We start from the raw sequence: 22,996 nt of genomic DNA, 5'->3' as shown, positions 1-22,996 counted from the left end.
GCGAGCAGGCCCGCTCTCACAGGATGGGTGTTCATCGATGCGTACCTGGTTCGGCCGGCACCGCCTTGATCGCCGCCCTCGGGGTTTGCAGCCCGACCGGCGTTGCACCGGGAATCGCCCTGGCCGAGGCCGGCAATTGCGGCGCCTGCATGTCCGGCATGGCCCAGCTGCGGTCCGGTTGCAGCAGGCCCTGGGCGCGTCGCATGAAGTCGTAGCGGTTGAGGGTGATGCCGCGCCCGGCTGCGGTGTCGCGGATGATGTAGGGACGCAGGAACACCATCAGGTTGGTCTTGGTGATCTGCCGCCGCTCATTGCGAAATAACGCGCCGATGCCGGGAATCGTCGACAGCCACGGCACCGCGTCGTTGCTCTGACTGTAGCCGTCCTGCAACAGCCCCCCGAGGACCATGATTTGCCCGTCGTCGAGAAGGATGCTGGTGTCGATGGCGCGCTTGTTGGTTACGATCCCGGTGGTGCTCGAAGCGCGGTTATCGACACTACTGACTTCCTGGTAGATATCGAGCTTGACCGTGCCGCCCTCGGAAATCTGCGGCCGGACGTTGAGCTTCAGGCCGACTTCCTCGCGGGTCACGGTCTGGAACGGGTTGTTGCTGGTGCCCCCGCCGCCGGTGACATAGCTGCCGCTGACGAATGGAATCGTCTGGCCAACGAAAATGCTCGCTGCTTCGTTGTCCAGGGTCAGCAGGTTCGGCGTCGACAGCACATTGGTGCCGCCCTTGCTTTTCAAGGCGCGGGCCAGGACCTTGAGGTCGAGGATCTTGCCGATGCCGGGGATATCCACGGTGCCATTGACGACCCCGAGATTCAGCCCCTGGGGCAACACGTCGATGCTGGTCTTGCCGTTGAGGTTCAGACCCGTACCGCCAAGGTTGACCCCACCGATCACACCACTGCCTCCCAGGTTACCGCTCTGCCATTGCACGCCGAATTCGCTGGCATCGTCCTCGCCGACCTCGACGATCAGGCTTTCGATCACCACCTGGGCCCGGCGTTGGTCCAGCAGGTCGATGACTTCCCGCAGGTTGCGGTACAACGGATCCGGCGCAGAGATCAGCAAGGTATTGGTAGTGGCGTCGGCCTGGATGGTCACGCCGCCGGCGCTGAAGGCCGGGTTCTGCTCGTTTTGCGTCGATGCCGGGGTATACCCGCCGCTGCCCTGGCCGTAGCTGCTGCCAGTGGCTGAAGCAGTGCCGTTGGTGCTGCTGCCGGCCCCATCGCTGCTGGCCTGCCCGCCCTGGCCGTTGGTGCTGGCCCCCATGCCGCTGAGCACCTGGCGCGAGTTGTCGCTGTCCTCGCCCTCGCTTTCCCCGGTCAGCAGCCCGCGCAGAGCCTGGGCCAGCTTGCCGGCCTGGGCGTTGCGCAGGTACACCACATGCAGGTTGCTCGGGTTGTTCTGGGCATTGTCGAGCTTGTAGATCAGGTTGCGCGCCAGCTCGGTGCGCTCGGGGCTGCCGGCGCGGATGATGATGGCGTTGGAGCGCGGATCGCCGATCACGTTGATCTTCTGGGTCTGGTCGCCGCCCTGGGTTTCCAGCAGGTCGGAAACCATCTGCGCGATATCCACGGCGATACCGTTCTGGATCGGCACCACGTCGGTGTCGATGGCGCTCGGGGTGTCGATGCCCTCGATGAGCTGCGCCACCCGCGTCAGGTTCTCGGCGTAGTCGGTGACAACGATGGTGTTATTGCCGGGGTAGGCATTGATCGGGTTGTTCGGTGAAACGATCGGCCGCAACACCGGGATCAGGTTGACCGCGTTCTCGTACTGCAGACGAAAGGTGCGGGTCAGCATGCCGTTACCGGCCGGTTTGTCGGCACTGTAGATCGGTCCGCCCAGCAGCTTGGCGTCGGCTTCGGGCACCACTTGGGCGATGCCACCGACATCCACCACGCTGAAACCCTGCATGCGCAACGCCGCCAACAGCATGTCATAAGCCTGGCGGGCCGGCACCTGGCCTTCGGACACCAGGGTCAGGTTGCCCTTGACCCTGGGGTCCACCAGGAACTGCTGCCCGGTGGAACGGGACAAGGCCCGCACGACGGCCTGGATATCGGCGTCGACAAAATTCAACGTCACAGGTTGTTCCCCCAGCGGGTTGCGCGCCGGTGTGCTATTGCGCGACTCACGCGCACGGGACGTGAGGTCGACCGGCTGCCGGACCGGTGCTTTCTGCTCGCGCTGGGCCTGGGCCCGCTGGCGGTCGAGCAAGGCGTCGCCGCTGCGCTGAGTGCTGCCCAGGGGCATGCCCAGTTCACTGTCCACCAGCAACGGTGGTTGCGAGGCTGGCGGCGTACTGTTGCAAGCGCTCAAGGCGAGCAGTAGCAGCGGCGCGGCCTTGCGCCAATGACGCGGATATCTGGCCTCCTTCATGAAGCTTCCTTAGCGCCTTGCGCCTGGTCCATGCGAACGGTTCCGGACAAAATGCCGGCGGTGTCGGTGTCATCGGAGTTGGCTGGGGCCGTGCGTTGCAAACGGGCCTCGATCACTTTCAGGGAAAATGCTCCGGGGTTGCTCAAGAGCCAGCCCATCACCCCATCGGCGGGGGCGTCGTCGAACGTCAGTTGCCAGGTTTGGGGGTGGGTTTCGGTTAGCTGCAACTGATAATGCTCGCCCAGTCCGCTGGCCTCCAGGGTCTGGCGCAGGGCCACTTCGAGGGACTGGCCCTGGGAGGGGCCGCCGGCATCGCGAAGCAACGCTTCGAGGGCTTCGCTCTGCGAGCGCAGCTTCGGCGTTTCGACTTGCCAATAAGCGATGGTTTTGAGTGGCGGCTGGATCAATGTCAACCAGACCAGGCATCCGCCCAACACCAGTGCCGCCAGCGTCACCGCCCGTCGTTCGCGCACCGCCAGGCCCTGCCAGACGTTTTGGCAGCGGGCCCTCAATAGCACCAGAGATTGCTTATTCATCGTCGGTTTCCGAAGCGTCGTCGGGAGTGTCCTGGGCGGCCGCCCCGGTCGGGGCTACGCGCAGGGCCCAGCCCTGGTCGATGGCAGCGACGTCGATACCGGCCTGGACCAGGGGCGCTTTCCAGTCGCCTTCGGCGGAAGCTTTCTGCACCTCTCCCACAACCGTCAGGCGCAGCTCATCGTGCTCGAACACCAGTGTCTGCAGGTTGCCCGCCATGAACGGCATCGCACTACCGGCCTGTTGCACGAGACTGGCGAAGCGTTGCGTCGGGTCCGTCGCGGCCCCCTCGCGGCGAGCAGTGATTTGTTGTCGTGCCTGTTGCAAGGGGTTGAGGATCACCGGCAACGCCGGAAACGCCTGCTTCACCCGCTGGCTCATCTGCGCTTTCAGACGCTGGCCTTCGGCGGCCTGGCGAGTGGCGTAGAGGTTCAGGCCGACGACCCACACGACCAGGGCCATCGCGCACATCGCCACCGCCCGGCCCCAGCCGCCACGCCCGCTCGTCCCCTGGGTCAGTCCGGCATGCAACCCCCACCCTGGCGCAGACCCGACCCAGCGCTGGGCGGCCGGCACGCCCGTGATGGACGGCCGAGGCGGCTCGCCGACCCAATGCAGTCCTGGCCCCACCTCCATCAGCCATTCGTCCAGCGTTCCCTCCAGCAATGGCTGCACGGTGGCTGACTGCGCCCCATGGCGCACCAGCAGGTGCCCGTCATCGATGCAGGCCGTCGGCCCGGCGAGCGCGGGCAAGGCGTACGGCGCCGGGTAGAGGCCTCGCAACCTCAGGCCGGCCTGGCTGAGCAGCTGGCCGAGTACCTTGAGCGACTCGCGTTCCAACCACGCAATCTGCACCTGCCCATCGTTGTCCCGAGGGCCATGGGCGACCTGCATCTGCTCGCTGGCCCCCAGCATCAGGGCCTGGGCCGCGCACGTCACGGCCGCTGTGACTTTGGCCGTCGGCAATCGTGGCAACGCCAGGCAGGTCAGTACGCTGTCCCGTGGATGAAGGAAACACTCTACCGGGAGGTTCTTCGCGATCTGGCCCAACGCACGGAGGCTGCCGTGTCCTTGCTCGATCACTTGCCCCTGCCGGTCCAGCCAGGCAAACGCCAGCGGACTGTCCAGGTCCAGGCTGCCCAGTGGCGCCAACCCTATCCGCAAGCGCCTCATACGCCCACCCGTGACCAGATCACCTGGGGCAAGCGGTCCTGGCTGCGCTGCAACAAGGCGTCCAGTTCCACCCGTCGATGGCCGCTGCGCGCTTGCCCCCGCAGACGGAACCAGTCACTGGTGATGCCGACCTTCACGGTGGTGGTTTCCAGTTTCGGCATGCGCAGGCGATTGACGAAATCGCCGCGATTGATGAACCAGTGGCCGCCGTCACGCTCGGCCACCAGGGCCTGGGCCTGTTGCAATGACAGACCCGGTACGTAGGCCGCCAGCACCTGGGCGCTGGCGGTGTTGCCGTTGAGCCAGGTGTTGGCTGGCAGAATCGTGACATGGGGAGCCAGCGTTTCCAGCACGCCCGGGGTGACACCTTTGACCGTGCGAAGATCCTGCAAGGTACGCAGCATCGGTCGAGTAGGCGCCAGCGGTTTTGCGGAAGCACCGGGTGAAGTATCACGACCGCTCTCGAAGGCCTGACCGGCCACCGTCGCGTTCGTCCGCTCCGGATCAGGCAAGCGTGGGTAGGCCGCAATGACCCGTTCTACGATGCGCGCCCGCACCGTTGCGGCGATACCCAGTTGCTCGCACAACCGCTCGAAGGCTCGCCCCTGCTCCTGATCCAGCGTTTCATTGGCGACGAGATTGCGCAGGTTGAACTTGCCTTGCTCATCCTCCAGCCGTCCTTCGAACGGCGTGTCGAGCAGGTGCGATCCCTGTATCACGATGGGTTTGGCCCACGGCTGGCCAAAGCGCGTCAGGGGGTCGCGCTGCCGGGCCTCCCATAACAACTGGCGGCTCCATTGCAGCCCGCCTTGCAAGCGTGCGGTGCCCTGGATACGCAGCTGCTCGGCCTCCAGGCTGCGGGTGAACACGGTCTGGCGGGTCAGCATGCCACCGGCGATGACCGCCACCACCGCGGCGATCAGCAGGGCGCTGATGACCGCCATGCCACGCTGCTTCGCGCCGTTGGGCGAATCCGTGCGCATCACGGCCTTTATAACTGCCAGGAACCGATGTCGGCATTGACACCGTCGCCGTCGGGCTGGCCGTCGGCGCCCAGGGAAAACACATCGACTTCGCCATTGGCACCTGGATTCAGGTAGTTGTACGGGCGCCCCCAGGGATCATTGGGCAGGCGCTCCAGGTAAGAGCGCCATGTGCTGTTCTTGGCATCGGCGGGCCGCTCCACCAGCACCTTGAGGCCCTGGTTCATGCTCGGGTAGCTGCCGTGGTCCAGACGATAGAGCTTCAAGGCCTGCATCAGGCCGCCAATGTCCTGCTTCGCCGCCGTCGCCCGTGCCTGGTCGGGCCGGTCGAGCACCTTCGGCACGACCATGGCCGCCAGGATGCCCAGGATGACCACGACCACCATGATCTCGATCAAGGTGAAACCACGCTGCCTTCCAGGGCCTTGAACGCGGGCGTTGTAACGGGCGATCTGCATCTCGACGGTCCTTCGCTGGATTCGATTCGAGGCGCAGTGTTGCAAGAAAATATGTCAGTGATATTGAAATTGCTCAGGAGCTTGCGTCGTCAATCGGTCATGGACGCCGGCTAGCCTTGGAGGCTTGCCTTCATCGACCGAGCCTGTGCAATGTCCCGCCCTGCCCCGCAAACCGGTTTCACCCTGATCGAAGTGTTGGTGGCCCTGGCGATCATCGCGGTGGCCATGTCGGCCGCGGTACGCGTGGCCGCGGTGATGACGCAGAGCAATGGCCTGCTGCGTGACAAGTCCATCGCCCTGCTGGCGGCCCGCAGTCAGCTGGCACAGCTGCGCCTGGAAGCACGCTTCACCCCGGGCACCCGGGTGTTGGACTGCGACCAGGGACGACTGCTGCTGCGCTGCGAGCAGACCCTGCGCCCGGCGCAGAACGGCCGGATGCTGCGGGTCGAACTGACCGTGTCCGACCGTAGCCGCGAAGCGCCACCGCTGGCCCGGCTGGAGACCCTGGTCGGTCGGGAAAAATGAGCGCGGGACACATGAGCGCAAAGCAGCCCGGTCAAGGGCGCGTCAGGGAAGGCAGGCTGACCGAATCCGGCAACCGGACCATGGACAGCCGGGTCTGCTGATTGCCACGTTCGATCACCACCGCCTGCGCCTCGATCGACACCAAACGGATGCCGGGCGCCACCCGTTCGCCCACCAGGAATTCACGGGGCGGCCCGTCATTGAGGCTCAGGATCGCCACGGCTGCACGAGCGCCGGCCATGACGCCACTGACCTTGATGTCCACCGACGCCGGTTGGCTGGAAAACCATCGCAACGCTGGATTGTCGGGGCGCTCGACCAGACGTTGCGCAGTCGCATCCGGTGTGCGGGATTGAGCGGGTGTCGACAATAGCGAAGACCAGGTCGCCACGCCGGCCAGCGCCGCCAACAAGCCCAGCGCTTGCACAATCTGCGCGAGGGACACGCGCTCGATAAAGGTCATGGCCTGGCTCTCCTTGGTGTTGATTCCGATGCTCAGCGTACGCGCCGATTCTCTCCGTTTTATTTCACACGCTTATCATGTTCGCCATGCACGATGGCGGTCGATGCAAAGGAGCGCGCCATGAGTCGAGGCAGGCAACGAGGATTCACCCTGATCGAATTGATGGTGGTACTGGTGATCGTCGGGATTGCCAGCGCCGCCGTGAGCCTGAGCATCAGGCCGGATCCCATGAAGTTGCTGCGCCAGGATGCCGGACGACTGGCACAACTGCTGCAGCTGGCCCAGACCGAAGCCCGTATCGACGGGCGACCAATCACCTGGCGGGCAGATGCCAAGGGATTTGGCTTCAGTCGACGTGCCGACCAGGGCACCGGCCTGGATCACTTCAAGGACGATCCGCAACTGCGCCCGCGTCGGTGGCAGAGTTCCTCCATGGACATTGAAATAATTCCTGGGCCACGGGTTGTGCTGAGTGCCGAATGGATTGCCGAGCCCATACGGATTCGCCTGTCGGACGGTCTCGGCAGCCTCACCGTACAACGCAATGCCGCCGGACGGATAGACATCCAATGAGCAGCCGCCAGAGGGGCTTTACCCTGCTTGAAGTGATGGTGGCGATCCTGCTGATGGCGGTGGTCAGCCTGATCGCCTGGCGCGGGCTGGACAGCATGACCCGGGCCGACAGCCATCTGCAGACCAGCACCGAACAGACCGAAGAGCTGCTGCGGGTACTGAACCAACTGGAGCGCGACGTGGCCCTGCGCGCCAGCACCGAATTGAGCGAACCGATGAAACCCGGCGTCGACGACGAGCCCTCCAGCGCCCCGCCCGCCCTCACCGTGCGCAGCGCCGAGGGTCGGGGGTTTCGCCTGGATGTCATCCGCGTGGCCGCCGTCCGGGAGGGCCAGCTGCAGCGGGTGCGCTGGTGGCTCAAGGGCGATACGCTTTACCGCGCCCAAGGCCCTGCGCGCAGCCAGTACCCACTGCCCGCTCCCGGACCGGGCGTGGCCGTCCTGAGCGGCGTCAACGAAGCCGGGTTACGCTACTGGGATCTGGAGGAAGGCTGGCGCAAGCTCAGCGGCAGCCGCCGGGAAAACCCCGCGGGCATCGAAATCAGCCTGACCCGCCAGACGCCCCAGGGTACCGAGAAATACCGGCAGGTGCTGGGGCCGCTGGAGTAAGCCGGCGTTGCCATCGTTGACCGTTCGCTACGCGAGCCCCCGCTCCCACAGATCAGCTGATAGCGCCATCCACGAGCGCCTGCGCCTCACTCACCAGTTGCTTGAGGTGTTGATCGCCGATGAAGCTTTCAGCGTAGATCTTGTAGATGTCCTCGGTACCGGACGGACGTGCCGCGAACCAGCCGTTTTCGGTCATGACCTTCAGGCCACCGATGGCCTGGTCGTTGCCCGGTGCATGGCTGAGGATGCTCTGGATCGTCTCTCCGGCCAGTTGAGTGGACGCGACCTGATCGGGCGACAGCTTGCTCAACAGCGCTTTCTGCTGCGCACTGGCCTTGGCATCGACACGCACCGAGAACGGTTCGCCCAGCTCATCAGTCAGGGCACGGTAGGCCTGGCTTGGATCACGACCGGTACGGGCGGTCATTTCCGCCGCCAACAGCGCCGGGATCAGACCATCCTTGTCAGTGCTCCAGACACCGCCATCCTTGCGCAGGAACGACGCACCGGCGCTTTCTTCGCCACCAAAACCCAGGGAGCCGTCGAACAGGCCATCGGCAAACCACTTGAAGCCCACCGGCACTTCATAGAGACGGCGTCCCAGACGCCGGGCGACGCGGTCGATCAGGCCGCTGCTGACCACCGTCTTGCCCACGGCCGCATCGGCACGCCATTGCGGACGGTTCTGGAAGAGGTAGTCGATGGCGACGGCCAGGTAGTTGTTCGGAGCCAGCAGACCGCCGGACGGCGTCACGATGCCATGTCGGTCGTGATCCGGATCGCAGGCGAAGGCCACGTCGAAACGCTCCTTCAGACCAATCAGCCCCTGCATGGCATGGCTGGACGACGGGTCCATGCGGATCTGTCCGTCCCAGTCGACGGTCATGAAGCGGAAGGTCGGATCCACCTGAATGTTCACCACAGTCAGGTCCAGACGGTAATGCTCGGCAATCGCCGGCCAGTAGCGCACCCCGGCGCCGCCCAGTGGATCGACACCCAGGCGCAACCCGGCAGCGCGGATGGAGTCGAAATCGATCACGTTGACCAGATCGGCTACATAGGTGTTGAGGTAGTCATGGCGGTGAGTCGTTTCGGCTTTCAACGCCTGCTCATAGCTGATGCGTTTGACGCCGGCCAGCTGGTTGGCCAGCAGTTCGTTGGCCTTGGCTTCGATCCACTTAGTGATATGGGTATCGGCCGGACCGCCGTTGGGGGGGTTGTACTTGTAGCCACCGCTTTGTGGCGGGTTATGGGACGGCGTGATGACGATGCCGTCCGCCAGGCCCGTGGTACGACCCCGGTTGTAGCAAAGAATGGCATGGGAAACCGCAGGCGTCGGGGTGTACTCGTCGCCTTCGGCGATCATGACGGTCACGCCGTTGGCGGCCAGCACTTCCAGGGCGCTCGCGCCCGCCGGGGTCGACAGTGCATGGGTATCGATACCGACGAACAGGGGCCCGTCGATGCCGTGAGCCTGCCGGTACAGGCAGATCGCCTGGCTGATCGCCAGCACATGCCACTCGTTGAATCCCAGGTCGAATGAACTGCCACGGTGACCGGAGGTGCCGAACGCCACGCGCTGGGTGGCAATCGAGGCATCGGGCCGGCCGGTGTAGTAGGCCGTCACCAGTCGCGGGATATCGATCAACAACTCTGCCGGCGCCGGCTTGCCCGCAAATGGACTGACTGTCATGCAAAACCTCTGAATGGAGTGGCTTGGGAAATGGAATGCAGTTTACTGACAGTTCGACCGTGGCGCGATGGGTTCGATCCATCGCCTGCATTACGCTTGCTCCAGCCGCAGGGCCTCGGCCAACGCCCAAAGCGCGACGTCCATGTCATCCGAACCGCTCAAGGCATGAGTCAGTCGCAGGTGCTGACCATACAGGCCCTGGAGACTGAACAGTTCCCCTGGGGCAATGGCGATCCGTTGGGCAAGCAAACGCTGGAAGACCCGCCGTGGATCCACCCGTCGCCGCGAGTACATCCAGATCGTCGCTCCTCCCTGGGGCTCCACCCACTGCACGCTGTCCTCCAGCCGCCCGCGCAGCATTTGTGTCGTGACAGCGGCGCTTTCGCGCAACAGACGTCGCAATACCAACAAGTGTTGATCGATCCGGCCATTGCTGTACAACCGGGCAATGGCTTTCTGACGAATCGGTGACAAGCGAAATGCCCGCAGCAGGAAGTGCCGCTGCAATTGCAGAGTCAACTGCCGCGACAGCACATATCCGTACGGCGCCTCTGGTCCTACAGTCTTTTCGAAGGTGGAATAAACGATCAGGCGGTCCGGGTCGAGCAGGTCGCGAAAAGGCGTAGCCCTCGTTTCGAACGCCAGGTCCGTGTAGCTATCGTTCTCCAGCACCCAGGCTCCATGCTTCTCCAGCAAATATGCGACGGCGCGACGATTGTCTTCGGGAACCAAAGTGCCCCTGGGCATGTTCAACACCGAGGAGAGCACCACCAGGCGCACCGATTCTTTCGCCAGCAACTGCTCCAGCTGTTCGAGATTGATTTCACCGTCCGCCAGCAACGGCAATTCGACAACCTGGACTTCAGCCGCCTGCATCAGGCGAAGGAGCGTCCAGTCGCAGGGTGATTCGATCAGGACCGTGGCGCCCTTGAGCTCCAGGACCGCGATGAGGATTTCCAGCACGCCCCTCAGGTCGGCGCCGATGTATACGTCGTCGGCATTCCAGCAACGGGCCGGCGAGGATGTGTAACGGGCCGCCAGGACGGTGCGCAGCTCCAGCTCGCCCCAGGGTTGCGAAGGCATCTGGGCAGTGCGTGGATACTGGCGCAACAGTTCACGTTCGAGTAACAGCAGCGGGCTGTCCAGCGGCGCCAGCGAAGCCGGCTCGTCCGCACTGAGCACCCGCATCCCCGGCCGCCGGGCATTGACATAAAGCGTCTCGAGCAGGTCGTCCCCTCCGTCCAGGGGGGCGATGCTGGGCACAGGCAGCGCGTAATAACCGGACTTGGCGATGGGATAGACCCGTCCTTCCTTTTCCAGCAGCGAATAAGCGTATTGGATAGTGGAAATCGACACATTCAGGCGATCGGCCAATTGCCGCAACGATGGCAGACGCACCCGGGCATCTGCGCCCAGCTCGTTGATCAACGTTGTCAGGTACCGATAAACCGCCTGATAGGCGAAATCCGTTTCTCGTCCGCCCTTCATGGCTTCAGGCCCGCCAGTGCAACCGCTACCCGTGGTACCGAAACTGAAACGATCGGATGTGAGCTGAGAGAACCCGCCAAGCGTCGCCCCTCAATGCCCGACCGAACGTTCGCACAGGTCGTCGGCTCCCGTCCCGGTGTCGGACTGGGCAACGTCCTGCTGCGGGTCGAATCCCGGCGCGGCTTCCCGCTCCGGCAGCGCGATGCTCGCGTCGTAGAGCCTGCCGAGCATGTCGATGGACAGACCGCTGACGTCCACCATCCACTGAGCCACCTGATCGGCGATAGCGCCGCCTTGCATGGCTTTGTGCAGGTCCGGCATCGCCACCAACATGCCGGGATGACAGCAGCGCAGGAAATGTTCCAGCCCTGCACCTTTTTCGACAAAGGGCGCGAACAGCATGCACACCAGCTGCACTTCGTTGAGCCCCAGCGTCTTGAGCGCTTCGTGGGCTGCCTGTGCACGACGTTCGGCAATGGCCGAAGGCGGCCCGAACAATTCCCGGGCCTGCGCACAGACATGTTCAGGCAGTTGCTTGCGATGCAGGATCATGATGGCTCGCTGCGCGTAGTCGCCATAGCCCGCCTCGTAGCTGCGCCCATGCAGGTGATAGGCCTGCAGGCCATGCAAATGAGCCGACAGCAGCGGACTGAGGTAGTCGTTTTCCGGCGCCGATGCGATGAAATCGTCGGTCCGTACCCGCAGGAATTCGTTGAACAGCGGCCAGTTGGTTTCTTCCGAGCGGCCCACGATCAGGTCATCGATCCCAATGTGCCCGACGCGCCGACAGGCCTGAAAGCCGCCCTCGGGTTTCCAGGCTTGAACCCGATGCGCCCCGTAGAAATGCTGAAAGAGGTCGCCGCCAAGGTTATCGAGCTGCATGAAGAGGCTGTCGAAGGTGCAGGTTTGCTCGGTGACCAGACCGATCTTGCGGGTCGCCCGTCGAAAACCCGCCATGAACTGCTTTTGCTGGCGCAGCGTATCGCTGCTCACCAGCGAATCGACCCCTGCTTCCCAGCGCGCCATGTGGCGATAGAACTCCGCCATTGCCAGATAGCCGTCGTCACCGACCTCCAGGGGACTGTCGGAAGAACGGAGGTGCCCCAGAACCAGCATGTCCATGCGATTGGACTCGTGCCCGTCCACAGACAACGGCTGACGGTGGTTGAAGGGCAGCACTTCACGGTTATCGGCCATCAGCAGTTCGACACGGGGATCATCGTAGACGAACAACGCGCTGTAGCAGCGATGGATGTTTTCCAGGGTCGACTGGCGGGTCTCGCTCAACCGCGGCGTGGCAACACGCAGGTTGAAGGTGACCGGATACCTGCCGGCAATACTCAATTGCGCCGCCCTCAGGGCCGTCAGGACATAGAAATTGTCCCGGCTCCCGTTCTGGACGGTCAGCACCCGATAATCGCCGATCCGTTCGATACCTCCGGCGGCGACTATCAGACGTTGAATCAAAAGCTGCAGCGCCGTACGCTCCGCACGGGAATAGAAACTTAACAGTCGCTGCAGAATCTGTTGATACACATGAATCATTGCCTGCTCATGAATTGCACTCATAACCGTTTACCTGGAAATTCAAATATCGGCCTCGCACCCACCAAAGGTGACTGCGTGACGTGATGGGCGAAAGAAACGGTACCGCTACTGCAAAGAGTATTGGTAATACGCTTGATCTTTGCTTGTTGTAATTATTTGATACATACATCCAGCATTAGCCCATTTCCTTTCAGCGGCTCGCTGAAACCCGCACAGTCATTGACTCTAACCGGTCCGCCGGCACGTCCTAGGACATTTCCGACAACGTCCCACAGACAACGAGTACAGAAAACAAAGAACATGCCGAACTTTGGTTGGACACCTGCCCCACATTGTTTTTCTGATATTCGATAAAAGAACCCGGAACAAGAAACAACCGAAACCTCTTGAACAGATATTGAAGGATGAAGACCTTCCCAAAGCGTGTATTGCACCACGACTTCTTCCTTGAGCTGAAAACCAGCGTTCAATTATCAGGACTTCAATAATGATTAGAAGATACAGATTAATGGCAAAAACCAGCTCAGTTGCGCAACGGCAAACGGAGTCGGTTCGAGCGAGAAGGCAGCACCATCATCCGCAACCGCTCACACCCGTCAGCGTTCGGATAATGGACAGGGATGACCGGTCAGGTCGCAGGGAGCGCAAGAGCCCGGAGCGTTGGCTCTTGCGCGAGACGGGAATCAGGCGGGATCGACAACCTGAAGGGCAACGCGCTCACGGCAAGGACATTCATCCATGTAGCGGTGAGCCTCGACAAATTCCCCGAACGGGAAAACTCGGGTCTTGAGAGGCAACAGTACGCGATCGGCCGTCAATTGGTTGATATCGCGCAGCGCCCGTTGCAACGCTACATGGTCCTGGATAATGCCCAGTTCCGGCTTGCCGGTGAAATTACCAATGCAGTGTACAAAGAACTGGATGTTCTTCTGGAATGCCGCGCAGGCCGGAAATGGCGTCTGGTTGCCGCCTTGCAGGCCGTACAACACCAGGCTGCCCCGCGGCGCCAGCACATCACCGAGCAAAGACATCTGTGGCCCGCCGAGCCCATCGAACACCACGTCGACGCCTCGATTGTCGGTGAGCTTGTTGATTTGCATCAGCAAGTCCTGCTCTTCCGTGACGATGACTTTCTCGGCCCCCAGAGACAACAGATAATCACGCTCTTCGACTGTCTTGGTGGCAGCGATCACCCGCACGCCCAGCGCCTTGCCCAATTGGACAAAGGATGGACCGGCGCAATGGCTGGCGTCGGTCACCAGGGCGAACTGCCCGGGCTTGACCCGTGCCAGATCGACATAGGCGAAATACGCGATCAGCAGCGGCGTGTAGTGCACGGCGGCTTCGATCGGGCTCAGGACGTCGGGGTACCGGGTCAACGCGGTGCGCGGCAACACGATGACCTCACCGTAAACGGGATAATCGTTCGGACTTTCGGCGGGGAAGCTGGCAACTTTGTCGCCTACCGCCAGATCATCGACACCGTCACCCACGGCGGTCACCACGCCAGCCATTTCATGACCCAGGCCGGAGGGCAGCCGTGCCTGTGACGACGCCAGGTTCTGGCGCCAAAGGGTGTCGTACCAACTGATCCCGATCGCTTCTACGCGGACCTGCACTTCTCCTGGCGCAGGAAGAGCCGTCGTCTGCTCTTCGCATTTGAGCACTTCGGCACCACCAAACTTGTGAAAACGGATCGTGCGGGACATCGCAAACCTCGTCAAAGTAACCTCTAATGCCATGAACTCTATCCGGGCTTTTTACCCATGACCATCAGTGGCTATTAATAGTCGACATGCCTGTCATTGATTCCGCAGCCAAAAAACGAACCAGTCCTGTAGGCATCAGCCTAGGAAAATTCAATTAGCCGGTGCAGAGTACCAGCCTTTCCCCGTAAGATTCATGCCGGCCATTGTTCTTAAATGGCCGCTCACGTCAAGCTTGCCGAATCTGCCAGGACCCCAGATGAATCGTAATGACCTGCGTCGTGTCGACCTGAACCTGTTGATCGTGTTCGAAACACTGATGCATGAACGCAGCGTAACCCGCGCCGCCGAAAAGCTGTTCCTTGGCCAGCCAGCCATCAGCGCGGCGTTGTCGCGGCTGCGCAGCCTGTTCGATGACCCGCTGTTCGTACGCACCGGCCGCAGTATGGAGCCTTCGGCGCGGGCCATCGAGATTTTCTCGTTGCTGTCCCCGGCCCTGGATTCGATTTCCACGGCGGTCAGCCGGGCAGCGGAATTCGACCCGGCCACCAGCACTTCGGTGTTTCGCATCGGCCTTTCGGACGATGCCGAGTTCGCCCTGCTGCCCATGCTACTCAAGCGCCTGCGTGCCGAAGCACCCGGCATCGTGCTGGTGGTGCGTCGGGTCAACTACATCCTGATGCCGAGCCTGCTGGCGTCCGGAGAGATTTCCATCGGGGTCAGCTATACCGATGACCTGCCGGCCAATGCCAAGCGCAAGGTACTGCGGCGCAGCTCGCCGAAGGTGCTACGGGCCGACACCGCGCCCGGGCAGTTGACCCTGGACGAATTCTGCGCCCGCCCCCATGCGCTGGTGTCGTTTGCCGGCGACCTGAGCGGTTTCATCGATGAAGAACTGGAAAAGCTCGGCCGCAAGCGCCACGTTGTACTGGCGGTTCCGCAGTTCAACGGCTTGAGCACGCTGCTGTCGGGCACCGACATCATCGCCACTGTGCCGGACTACACCGCCGACGCCCTGACGGCCGCGGGGGGCGTGCGCGCTGAAGATCCGCCCATTCCGGTGCGCAGTTTCGAACTGCACATGGCCTGGCGTGGGTCACAGGATAATGATCCGGGAGAGCGTTGGTTGCGTTCGCGGATTCAGATGTTTTTCGGGGATCCGGATAGTCTTTGAAAAAATTTGCCGAGATGGGGGAGGAATGGAGTGCCCTTCCCGCCCACCACCTTGGCAGACGCCTGCATGACGAGCGCCCAAGTGATGCTTCCTAGAACCACGTCTCCATCTGAATCCCGTACTGCCAGACACCACCGGCATTGAAGTCCGTCTTGCCGAACGAATCCGAAGCGCTGTACCTGTCCAGATCCGAAGACCAATTCATGACACTGGCAAACAGGCGCAATTCAGGGCGCGTGAGCAGGTCTCCCAAATCGGGCTTGAATGTCGGTGCGACGGTGAATTTCCAGAAGTTACCGTCGACCGCGTTGCGTTGCATATAGCCCTTGGGATCAAGGTCCATGGTCTGCCAGCTGATCTCGTAGGCCATCTCGAAATTGCTGTTGATCTCATTGGCTAATCGCACGTTCAGGGTCATCCAGCGATAGTCGTCACCCTTGACGTACCGATCCTTGCTCTGCTCGGCCAGCAGGCTGGGACCGATGCGCCAGCCAGCTGCAATCGGGGTTTCGCCGTAAAGCGCCAGGCGCAGGGCGCGAGCCTCGTCGATGAGTTCGCCGTCCGCCCCCACGTTCTTGACCTCCGCGCCAAGGCCTTGCCCATAGAGCAGCGCCGTCTTGAAGAAGCCCTCCCTGCCGAAAAAGTTGCGTTGATGATTGGCGACCATGCTGTGCAGACCGGAATCCGCCGGTGTAAAACCCGCCTCATTGGCACGGGTAGCGAAATCGTTTTTCTTTGAACCGATCGCGTTGAACATCCACTGCCACTGTCCGTTGTCGAAAAATTGGTTGGAGGTCAGGATGTAGCTCTCCACATCCGCATTGACCCCACCCTCACTGAAGTCCTCGTAATTGCGCCCGACCAGGGAATAATTCGAACGCCAGTCCTTGCTCATCTGCACGTCGTAGATCCCGCCGCCGGTACCGGCCAGATAGACGACGTCCGAGTCCAGCCAATGGATATCGAAATTGTCCCGGTCGAATCGCTTGCCTGCCCAGAGGGTGGCGTTTTCGAACATCGGATTGCCCTTGAAAGCGGCAAGATGATCGAGTTCGGTAAAGACCTGGCGCACGTTCAGGTTGCTTTCTTCTGCCGTCCAGTCGTTGGAGCTTTCCACGCCATCGGCGATGGAAACGGTGAATTTGGATCGGGTGCCGTTCTGCGCATACAGCTCTTTTGACAAGTCGATGCGCATGTAGGTGTCATCTTCGTTGCCAAGCCGGCCGACCGCGCCACCGACGGAACCGGCCGGGGTGGTGTAGGGCCCGCCGCGACCGCCGCCCAGCCCATCGTTGATCAGCAATCCGGAGCGCGCATAGCCCTTGAAGCTGAACCCGTCCGTGAGATGCGAGCCACTGCCCGCTTTTTCAACGCGTTGCTGACTGGCTTCGAGCTTTGCCAACCGTTCATCCACCGTGGGCGTCACCGTGTGGGGCGTGACAGACGCTGTCGGTTGCAAGGCTGGAGTGCTGAGTTTGAGTTGTTGCAGCTCCCTGGCGAGTGCCTGGGCCTGTTGTTCGGCAGCAGCGGCGCGCCGTTCCGCTGCACTGGTGCGAGCTTCGAAAGCGGCCATGCGCTCCTCCAGTGTCGCGGCCTGGGCCGTGACCGTTGAGGTCCCGAGCATGCCTGCGATAAACCAGCCTGATGCTTTCTGCATGTGGATTTTCCCTATCTTGTTTTTATTGTTCTGTCTTGCGAGCGCCCTTTCTTCCTGGGAACCGGGTGTCACATTCCTTCAAAAAAGAGATGCCTGATCGCAAATACGCTGCTACATTTGGCGATGTTAACGTTAACTTTTATAAAAACAAAAATAAAGAGGGCTTTATGAAACGACTCAAATCGCTCCTTCCAGCTGCATTGATCAGCGCGTTTGCAGGGCTTCCCGCCCTGTCCAGCGCAGCCGATCTGACGATCTCCTGCGGTGCGGTGGGTGCAGAGCTGCAACTGTGCAAGGAAGCTGTCGAGGCGTGGTCGAAACAGACCGGCCACAGCGTCGATGTGGTTTCCACCCCTAACTCGGCGACCGAGAGGTTGTCGTTCTACCAGCAGATCCTCAGTGCGCAGTCGAGTGACATCGACGTCATCCAGATCGATATGGTCTGGCCGGGGATGCTGGCCAACCACCTGATGGATTTGCGCGAGGTGCTCCCCGCCAACGCCACCCAGGGCTACTTCCAGGCACAGGTGGATAACGCCACGGTGGATGGACGGCTGGTGACCATGCCCTGGTTCACCGACTCGGGGCTTTTGTATTACCGCAAGGATTTGCTCGATAAATACAACAAGCCGGTGCCGCAGACCTGGGAGGAAATGACGGCCACCGCCAGGGATGTACAACTGGCGGAGCGCAACGCCGGGAATGCCAACGCCTGGGGTTATGTCTTCCAGGGCCGGGCCTACGAGGGCCTGACGTGCAATGCGTTGGAATGGATCAGCAGTCAACCGGGCGGCGGCCTGGTCAGTCCGAAGGGCGACATCGTGGTCAACACCCCGGCATCCAGAGCGGCCTTGACGCTGGCAAAGAGTTGGATCGGGGATATTTCGCCCCGTGGGGTGCTCAATTACACCGAGGAAGAAGGACGGGGAGTCTTCCAGTCCGGAAATGCACTGTTCATGCGCAACTGGCCGTATGCCTGGGCCCTGGTGCAAAGTCCGGACAGTGCGGTAAAGGACAAGGTCGGCGTCGCTCCCCTGCCCCGTGGCGGCGCGACCGGCAGCCATGCATCAACCCTCGGAGGGTGGGGCCTGGCGGTTTCGCGCTACAGCGCCCGGCCAAAGCTTGCCGCAGAGTTGGTGAGCTACCTGACCAGTGCCCAACAGCAGAAACATCGGGCGTTGGTAGGCGCCTATAACCCGGTGATCGAATCGTTGTATCAGGATCCTGAGCTGCTCGCGGCCATGCCGTACTACGCCCAACTGCACAGCATTCTCAACGATGGCGTCATGCGTCCTGCTGCCATCACGGCCGCCCGCTACCCACGGGTCTCCAATGCGTTCTTCGACCAGGTGCACGGAGTGCTCGCCGGCGAGTTGCCCGTCGACCAGGCACTGGCGGAACTGGAAAGTGAACTCACACGGATCAAACGCCGGAACTGGTAACTCTCTAAGGAAGGAAAATCACCATGTCTGTCTCTTCTGCCCATGCGCCCGGCGCCGAACTCCTGCCGCCCCGGGAAACGCCCCTGCAACGTCGCCGAGTACGCGCCGCCTGGCTGTTCCTGGCGCCGATGCTACTGTGTCTGACCCTGGTCGCGGCCTGGCCACTGCTGCGCACGTTCTGGTTCAGCCTGACCGATGCCAGCCTGGCGGACACCACGGGCGGCGCCTTTGTAGGCTTGAGCAATTATCTGTTCTACAGCGGCTCGGGTTGGTCCGGCGTGCTGGTCGATCCGCAATGGTGGAATGCGGTGCGCAACACGTTGCATTTCACCGTAGTGTCCGTGGGACTGGAGATGGTCCTGGGGCTGCTGGTGGCCGTGCTACTGAACATCAAGTTCACCGGACGCTCCCTGGTGCGGGCGTTGATCCTGATTCCCTGGGCAATCCCGACCATTGTCTCGGCGAAGATCTGGTCATGGATGCTCAATGACCAGTTCGGCATCATCAATCATCTGATGCTGGGCCTCGGGCTGATTGACGCGCCTCTAGCCTGGACGGCAGACGCGGACCTGTCGATGTGGGCGGTGATTATCGTCGATGTCTGGAAAACCGTCCCTTTCGTCACGCTGTTAATGCTGGCAGCCCTGCAGATGTTGCCGGGCGATTGCTACGAAGCCGCGAGAGTCGATGGCATCCACCCGTTGAACGTGTTCTGGCGCGTCACCCTGCCATTGCTGCTGCCCGCGTTGCTCGTGGCCGCGATCTTCCGCATTCTCGACGCCCTGCGGGTGTTCGATGTGATCTATGTGCTGACCTCGAACGCCTCGAGCACCATGAGCATGTCGGTCTATGCCCGCCAGCACCTGGTCGAATTCCAGGATGTAGGTTACGGCAGCGCAGCCTCGACGTTGCTGTTTCTGGTCGTAGCCATGATCGCCATGGTGTACCTGTACCTCGGACGCCGTCAGATGGAGGTCCGCTCATGAACCCGCGACTTCTGAAAAAAGCGCTGCTGCGTCTCGGGTTCTGGTGCCTGATCGGGATTCTGTTGTTGTACGCAATCTTCCCGTTCTACTACGCCATCGTGACGTCGCTGAAGTCATCCACTGCCTTGTTCCAGGTGAGCTACTGGATCGACCACCCCGACTTCTCCAACTATGCCGCAGTGCTCAACCAGGCCTCGTTCGTGCGCGCTATCGGTAACTCGCTGGTGGTTTCACTGAGCGTGGTCACGCTGGCGCTGTTCCTCAGCCTGACGGCTGCCTATGCATTGGGCCGGGTGAAGTTTCGCGGACGAGGCACGGTATTGATGCTGGTTCTTGGGGTGTCGATGTTTCCCCAGGTCGCCGTGCTGTCGGGGCTGTTCGAGGTGATACGTGCTCTGGGCCTGTACAACACGTCCTGGGCGCTGATTCTGAGCTACACGATTTTTACCCTGCCTTTTACCGTTTGGATACTGACCACATTCATGGGGCAACTGCCCCACGAACTGGAGGAGGCGGCAATCATGGACGGCGCTTCGTCCTGGGTCACCCTGACCCGCGTGTTGCTGCCGCTGCTCTGGCCGGCACTGGTCACCACAGGCCTGCTGGCCTTCATTGCCGCCTGGAACGAGTTCCTGTTTGCCCTGACCTTCACCCTCACCGACACCCAGCGCACGGTGCCGGTCGCCATCGCGCTGATTTCCGGCGGCAGCTCCCATGAACTGCCCTGGGGACTGTTGATGGCGGCCTCGGTGCTGGTCACCGTCCCGCTGGTCATCCTGGTATTGATCTTCCAACGCCGAATCGTTTCCGGTCTCACTGCCGGCGCATTGAAGGGCTGAGGCCCGACAAAGACAAGGAACACATCATGAGCAAATTGAAGCTGCACAACGTGAATAAACAATTGGGTGACATGCGAATTCTTCGTGACGTCAGCCTGGAAATCGCTGCGGGTGAGTTCGTGGTGTTCGTCGGCCCTTCGGGCTGCGGTAAGTCGACCCTGCTGCGATTGATCGCCGGACTGGACTCGATCTGTGACGGCGACCTGCTGATCGACGGGCGCCGGGCCAATGACCTGGAACCACGTGAGCGTGGCGTCGGCATGGTGTTCCAGTCGTATGCGTTGTACCCGCACATGAGCGTCTACGAAAACATCAGCTTCGGTCTCAAGCTGGCCAAGACCGATAAGACCAGCCTGCGCGAGCGCGTGCTGAAGACCGCGCAAATCCTGCAACTGGACAAACTCCTGCAACGCAAACCCAGGGAGTTGTCGGGTGGACAGCGTCAGCGGGTGGCCATGGGCAGGGCCATGGCAAGGGAGCCGGACATCCTGCTGTTCGATGAACCGCTGTCCAACCTCGATGCCTCGCTGCGGGTACAGATGCGCAACGAGATAGCCCGGCTACACGCCCGGCTGGGCTCGACCGTCATCTACGTCACTCACGATCAGGTTGAGGCGATGACTCTGGCCGACAAAATTGTCGTGCTCAACGGTGGTCGCATCGAACAGATCGGGTCGCCCCGTGAACTCTATGAACACCCGGCCAGCCGCTTTGTCGCCGGTTTCCTGGGCTCGCCCAGGATGAATTTTCATGCAGCGTTCTTGCACGAACCCGGGAAAACCAGCCTGGTTGAAAGCATTGTACTGGGCAAGACCACCCTGCCCTTCGACAGCGCTGGCCTGGCTGCCAACACGCAACTGAGCCTGGGGATTCGCCCGGAACACGTGACACTTGAAGCCGCACCGGAATCCACTGGCGTTGTCGTGGCCGGGGTCGAATACCTCGGAAGTGAAACCTATGTACACGTCGACATCGGCCATGATGAGCCACTGATCTGTCGTTGCGAGGCCAATGCCGGCTGGCAGACAGGCGATCAGGTCAGGCTGCGCCTGGACTTGGACAAACTGCACCTGTTCGACGCCAACGGGGTGGCCTTGAAGCGCCATACCGTTGAAACCCTGCCTGATGGCATTCCCCTGCGCTCGGCAACCGCTGGCGCCCTATGATCCAGGCCCTGAATACCATGAACGCATCCACGTCTCCCACCCCCTGTTCTGCGAATCTCGAACAGGCACAGCGGGCACTTGTCGATAGCCTGTCCCGCGTGATCCACGATTATCGACCCGCCTATCATTTGGCTCCCGTGGCGGGCTGGATGAACGACCCTAACGGCGTGGTGTACTTTCGCGGCGAATATCACGTGTTCTATCAGCATCATCCCTTCGAAGCGAAATGGGGACCGATGTACTGGGGCCACGCCAAGAGTGTCGATCTGGTTCATTGGCAACACCTTCCCATTGCCCTGGCACCGGGCGATGACTTCGACCGCGACGGCTGCTTTTCCGGCAGTGCGGTGGTGTACGAGGACACCCTGGCCCTGATCTACACCGGGCATACCTGGCTGGGGGATGTGGGCGACGAATGCCTGATCCGTCAAGTCCAGTGCCTGGCCACCAGTACGGATGGCGTCCGCTTCGTCAAGCATGGCGCGATCATCGACACCCCGCCCCAGGACTCGATCATGCACTTTCGTGATCCCAAGGTATGGAAGGAGGATGACCATTGGTACCTGATTGCCGGCGCACGCCAGGGCGACAGGCCCCTGCTGCCGCTGTACCGTTCGGCTGATCTGCATGCCTGGGAGTTTCTCGATTACGTCGATCGTGGCAGCGAGGGCGACGGCTATATGTGGGAGTGCCCGGACCTGTTCCGACTGAACGGGCACGATGTGCTGCTGTACTCACCCCAGGGCATGCAACCCCAGGGTTACGAACGACTCAACAAGTACCAGACCGGTTACCGGGTAGGCCGGCTCGACAATGAATGGCACTTCACCGGCGGGCCTTTCATCGAGCTGGATAATGGCCATGACTTTTACGCCGCACAGACATTGGAGGCCGCCGACGGTCGGCGCCTGGTGTGGGCATGGCTCGATATGTGGGAAAGCCCGATGCCGAGCCAGGCACACCACTGGTGCGGCATGCTCGGTTTGCCCCGTGAGCTTGAGTTGCATGCTGATCGTCTGCGCATGTTCCCGGCCCGTGAACTGACTGCCTTGCGCCAGGCGCCACTTCCAGGCACCCCACCGTGGGCCGGTTCAGGCACGCAATGGGTGTCGCACGTCAGGGGCGATGCGTTGGAAATCCATGTGCATCTGGATCTGCGCGGCTGCACCGATGGTCAATTGGGCGTCGCCTTGCGTTGCAGTCCCGACGGTGAAAATACCGAACAAACCCTGCTCTATTACGATGCTTCATTGCGACGTCTGATGCTGGACCGCAGCCGTTCGGGGGCGCAAGTCGACGGTCAGCGCAGCGTGCCGATCGACCCACCGATCGAGCAGTTGCGACTGCGTGTGTTCCTTGATCGTTCGTCCATCGAAGTGTTTGAAGAAGAGGGACGCTTCAGCCTCAGCAGCCGCATCTATCCTCGCTCCGACAGCCTGGGCGTGAAGTTGCTGGCCAGCGGGACGGGTGGGCATGTCGCTATTACCAACGCGTGGCCGCTGGGGTCGAGTTGGCTATGAACGCTATCGCTGGAGTCGCGAGAAGCCAGGACCCTGTGTCATGATTGCGCGTCAACCTGATTGGCCTC

20 protein-coding genes are annotated in these 22,996 nt (G+C 61.8%); 9 read left to right on the top strand and 11 right to left on the bottom strand.

Annotation, left to right across the window (positions count from 1 at the left end; all coding sequences use genetic code 11):
* Positions 1-31: 31 nt before the first annotated feature.
* Genes gspD through gspG form a run of 5 tightly spaced genes read right to left on the bottom strand, consistent with a single transcriptional unit; the run spans position 32 to position 5,540 of the window.
* On the bottom strand, positions 32-2,392 hold the full coding sequence (gspD, locus tag LCU97_RS04370) for a type II secretion system secretin GspD (RefSeq protein WP_232775665.1): 2,361 nt from the start codon (positions 2,390-2,392) through the stop codon (positions 32-34).
* Entirely contained in the window at positions 2,389-2,928 is a 540-nt protein-coding gene (gene gspM / locus LCU97_RS04365; protein WP_232775664.1) for a type II secretion system protein GspM, read from the bottom strand. Before gspM ends, gspD begins: the two co-directional genes overlap by 4 nt.
* Positions 2,921-4,099, bottom strand: coding sequence for a type II secretion system protein GspL (gene gspL / locus LCU97_RS04360; RefSeq protein WP_232775663.1), 1,179 nt, complete (start codon positions 4,097-4,099; stop codon positions 2,921-2,923). The genes gspM and gspL overlap by 8 nt, the downstream gene beginning before the upstream one ends.
* Positions 4,096-5,082: a type II secretion system minor pseudopilin GspK gene (gene gspK, locus LCU97_RS04355; RefSeq protein ID WP_232775662.1), complete on the bottom strand. Its 987-nt coding sequence runs from the start codon at positions 5,080-5,082 to the stop codon at positions 4,096-4,098. Before gspK ends, gspL begins: the two co-directional genes overlap by 4 nt.
* A gap of 8 nt (positions 5,083-5,090) precedes the next feature.
* On the bottom strand, positions 5,091-5,540 hold the full coding sequence (gene gspG, locus LCU97_RS04350) for a type II secretion system major pseudopilin GspG (RefSeq protein ID WP_053150573.1): 450 nt from the start codon (positions 5,538-5,540) through the stop codon (positions 5,091-5,093).
* Between the two features lie 150 nt (positions 5,541-5,690).
* Between gspG and gspI the strand changes: the two genes are divergently transcribed.
* Complete coding sequence (gspI, locus tag LCU97_RS04345; protein WP_053150569.1) at positions 5,691-6,065, top strand: type II secretion system minor pseudopilin GspI; 375 nt, start codon at positions 5,691-5,693, stop codon at positions 6,063-6,065.
* 31 nt (positions 6,066-6,096) lie between these two features.
* Here gspI and LCU97_RS04340 read toward each other — a convergent pair whose 3' ends face one another.
* The gene (locus LCU97_RS04340) at positions 6,097-6,528 is read right to left on the bottom strand and encodes a general secretion pathway protein GspC (protein ID WP_232775661.1); all 432 of its coding nucleotides are present in this window, start codon (positions 6,526-6,528) and stop codon (positions 6,097-6,099) included.
* Positions 6,529-6,648: 120 nt separating this feature from the next.
* Between LCU97_RS04340 and gspH the strand changes: the two genes are divergently transcribed.
* Positions 6,649-7,101 carry a type II secretion system minor pseudopilin GspH gene (gene gspH / locus LCU97_RS04335; protein ID WP_232775660.1) on the top strand — a complete coding sequence of 151 codons (453 nt, stop codon included), beginning with the start codon at positions 6,649-6,651 and terminating at the stop codon, positions 7,099-7,101.
* On the top strand, positions 7,098-7,709 hold the full coding sequence (locus LCU97_RS04330) for a prepilin-type N-terminal cleavage/methylation domain-containing protein (RefSeq protein WP_232775659.1): 612 nt from the start codon (positions 7,098-7,100) through the stop codon (positions 7,707-7,709). Before gspH ends, LCU97_RS04330 begins: the two co-directional genes overlap by 4 nt.
* 52 nt (positions 7,710-7,761) lie before the next feature.
* Here the strand turns inward: LCU97_RS04330 and pgm are convergent, their stop codons facing one another.
* The 4 genes from pgm to LCU97_RS04310 form a co-directional block, all read right to left on the bottom strand.
* Positions 7,762-9,402: a phosphoglucomutase (alpha-D-glucose-1,6-bisphosphate-dependent) gene (gene pgm / locus LCU97_RS04325; protein WP_232775658.1), complete on the bottom strand. Its 1,641-nt coding sequence runs from the start codon at positions 9,400-9,402 to the stop codon at positions 7,762-7,764.
* Positions 9,403-9,492: 90 nt separating this feature from the next.
* On the bottom strand, positions 9,493-10,890 hold the full coding sequence (locus LCU97_RS04320; protein ID WP_053150554.1) for an aminotransferase-like domain-containing protein: 1,398 nt from the start codon (positions 10,888-10,890) through the stop codon (positions 9,493-9,495).
* 90 nt (positions 10,891-10,980) lie between these two features.
* Entirely contained in the window at positions 10,981-12,459 is a 1,479-nt protein-coding gene (locus tag LCU97_RS04315) for a hypothetical protein (RefSeq protein WP_232775657.1), read from the bottom strand.
* 662 nt (positions 12,460-13,121) lie between these two features.
* On the bottom strand, positions 13,122-14,147 hold the full coding sequence (locus LCU97_RS04310; RefSeq protein WP_053150550.1) for a zinc-dependent alcohol dehydrogenase family protein: 1,026 nt from the start codon (positions 14,145-14,147) through the stop codon (positions 13,122-13,124).
* Between the two features lie 256 nt (positions 14,148-14,403).
* Between LCU97_RS04310 and LCU97_RS04305 the strand changes: the two genes are divergently transcribed.
* Entirely contained in the window at positions 14,404-15,318 is a 915-nt protein-coding gene (locus tag LCU97_RS04305; RefSeq protein WP_053150547.1) for a LysR family transcriptional regulator, read from the top strand.
* Positions 15,319-15,409: 91 nt separating this feature from the next.
* Here the strand turns inward: LCU97_RS04305 and LCU97_RS04300 are convergent, their stop codons facing one another.
* Entirely contained in the window at positions 15,410-16,975 is a 1,566-nt protein-coding gene (locus tag LCU97_RS04300) for a carbohydrate porin (RefSeq protein ID WP_232775656.1), read from the bottom strand.
* Positions 16,976-17,142: 167 nt separating this feature from the next.
* On the opposite strand from LCU97_RS04300, the gene LCU97_RS04295 reads away from it, so the two are divergent.
* From LCU97_RS04295 to LCU97_RS04275, 5 genes are read left to right on the top strand one after another with little or no spacing between them, the layout of a single operon-like run.
* Complete coding sequence (locus LCU97_RS04295; protein ID WP_053150541.1) at positions 17,143-18,417, top strand: ABC transporter substrate-binding protein; 1,275 nt, start codon at positions 17,143-17,145, stop codon at positions 18,415-18,417.
* A gap of 23 nt (positions 18,418-18,440) precedes the next feature.
* Positions 18,441-19,403, top strand: coding sequence for a carbohydrate ABC transporter permease (locus LCU97_RS04290; protein ID WP_232775655.1), 963 nt, complete (start codon positions 18,441-18,443; stop codon positions 19,401-19,403).
* On the top strand, positions 19,400-20,242 hold the full coding sequence (locus LCU97_RS04285; RefSeq protein WP_053150535.1) for a carbohydrate ABC transporter permease: 843 nt from the start codon (positions 19,400-19,402) through the stop codon (positions 20,240-20,242). The genes LCU97_RS04290 and LCU97_RS04285 overlap by 4 nt, the downstream gene beginning before the upstream one ends.
* Positions 20,243-20,268: 26 nt before the next feature.
* Positions 20,269-21,408, top strand: a complete 1,140-nt coding sequence (locus LCU97_RS04280) for an ABC transporter ATP-binding protein (protein ID WP_232775654.1) — start codon at positions 20,269-20,271, stop codon at positions 21,406-21,408.
* Entirely contained in the window at positions 21,405-22,928 is a 1,524-nt protein-coding gene (locus LCU97_RS04275) for a glycoside hydrolase family 32 protein (protein WP_232775653.1), read from the top strand. Before LCU97_RS04280 ends, LCU97_RS04275 begins: the two co-directional genes overlap by 4 nt.
* Positions 22,929-22,996: the final 68 nt, after the last annotated feature.

It is taken from the genome of Pseudomonas uvaldensis, assembly GCF_021271205.1.
Lineage (GTDB): Bacteria > Pseudomonadota > Gammaproteobacteria > Pseudomonadales > Pseudomonadaceae > Aquipseudomonas > Aquipseudomonas uvaldensis.
This window is presented reverse-complemented; position numbering and strand designations above follow the sequence as displayed.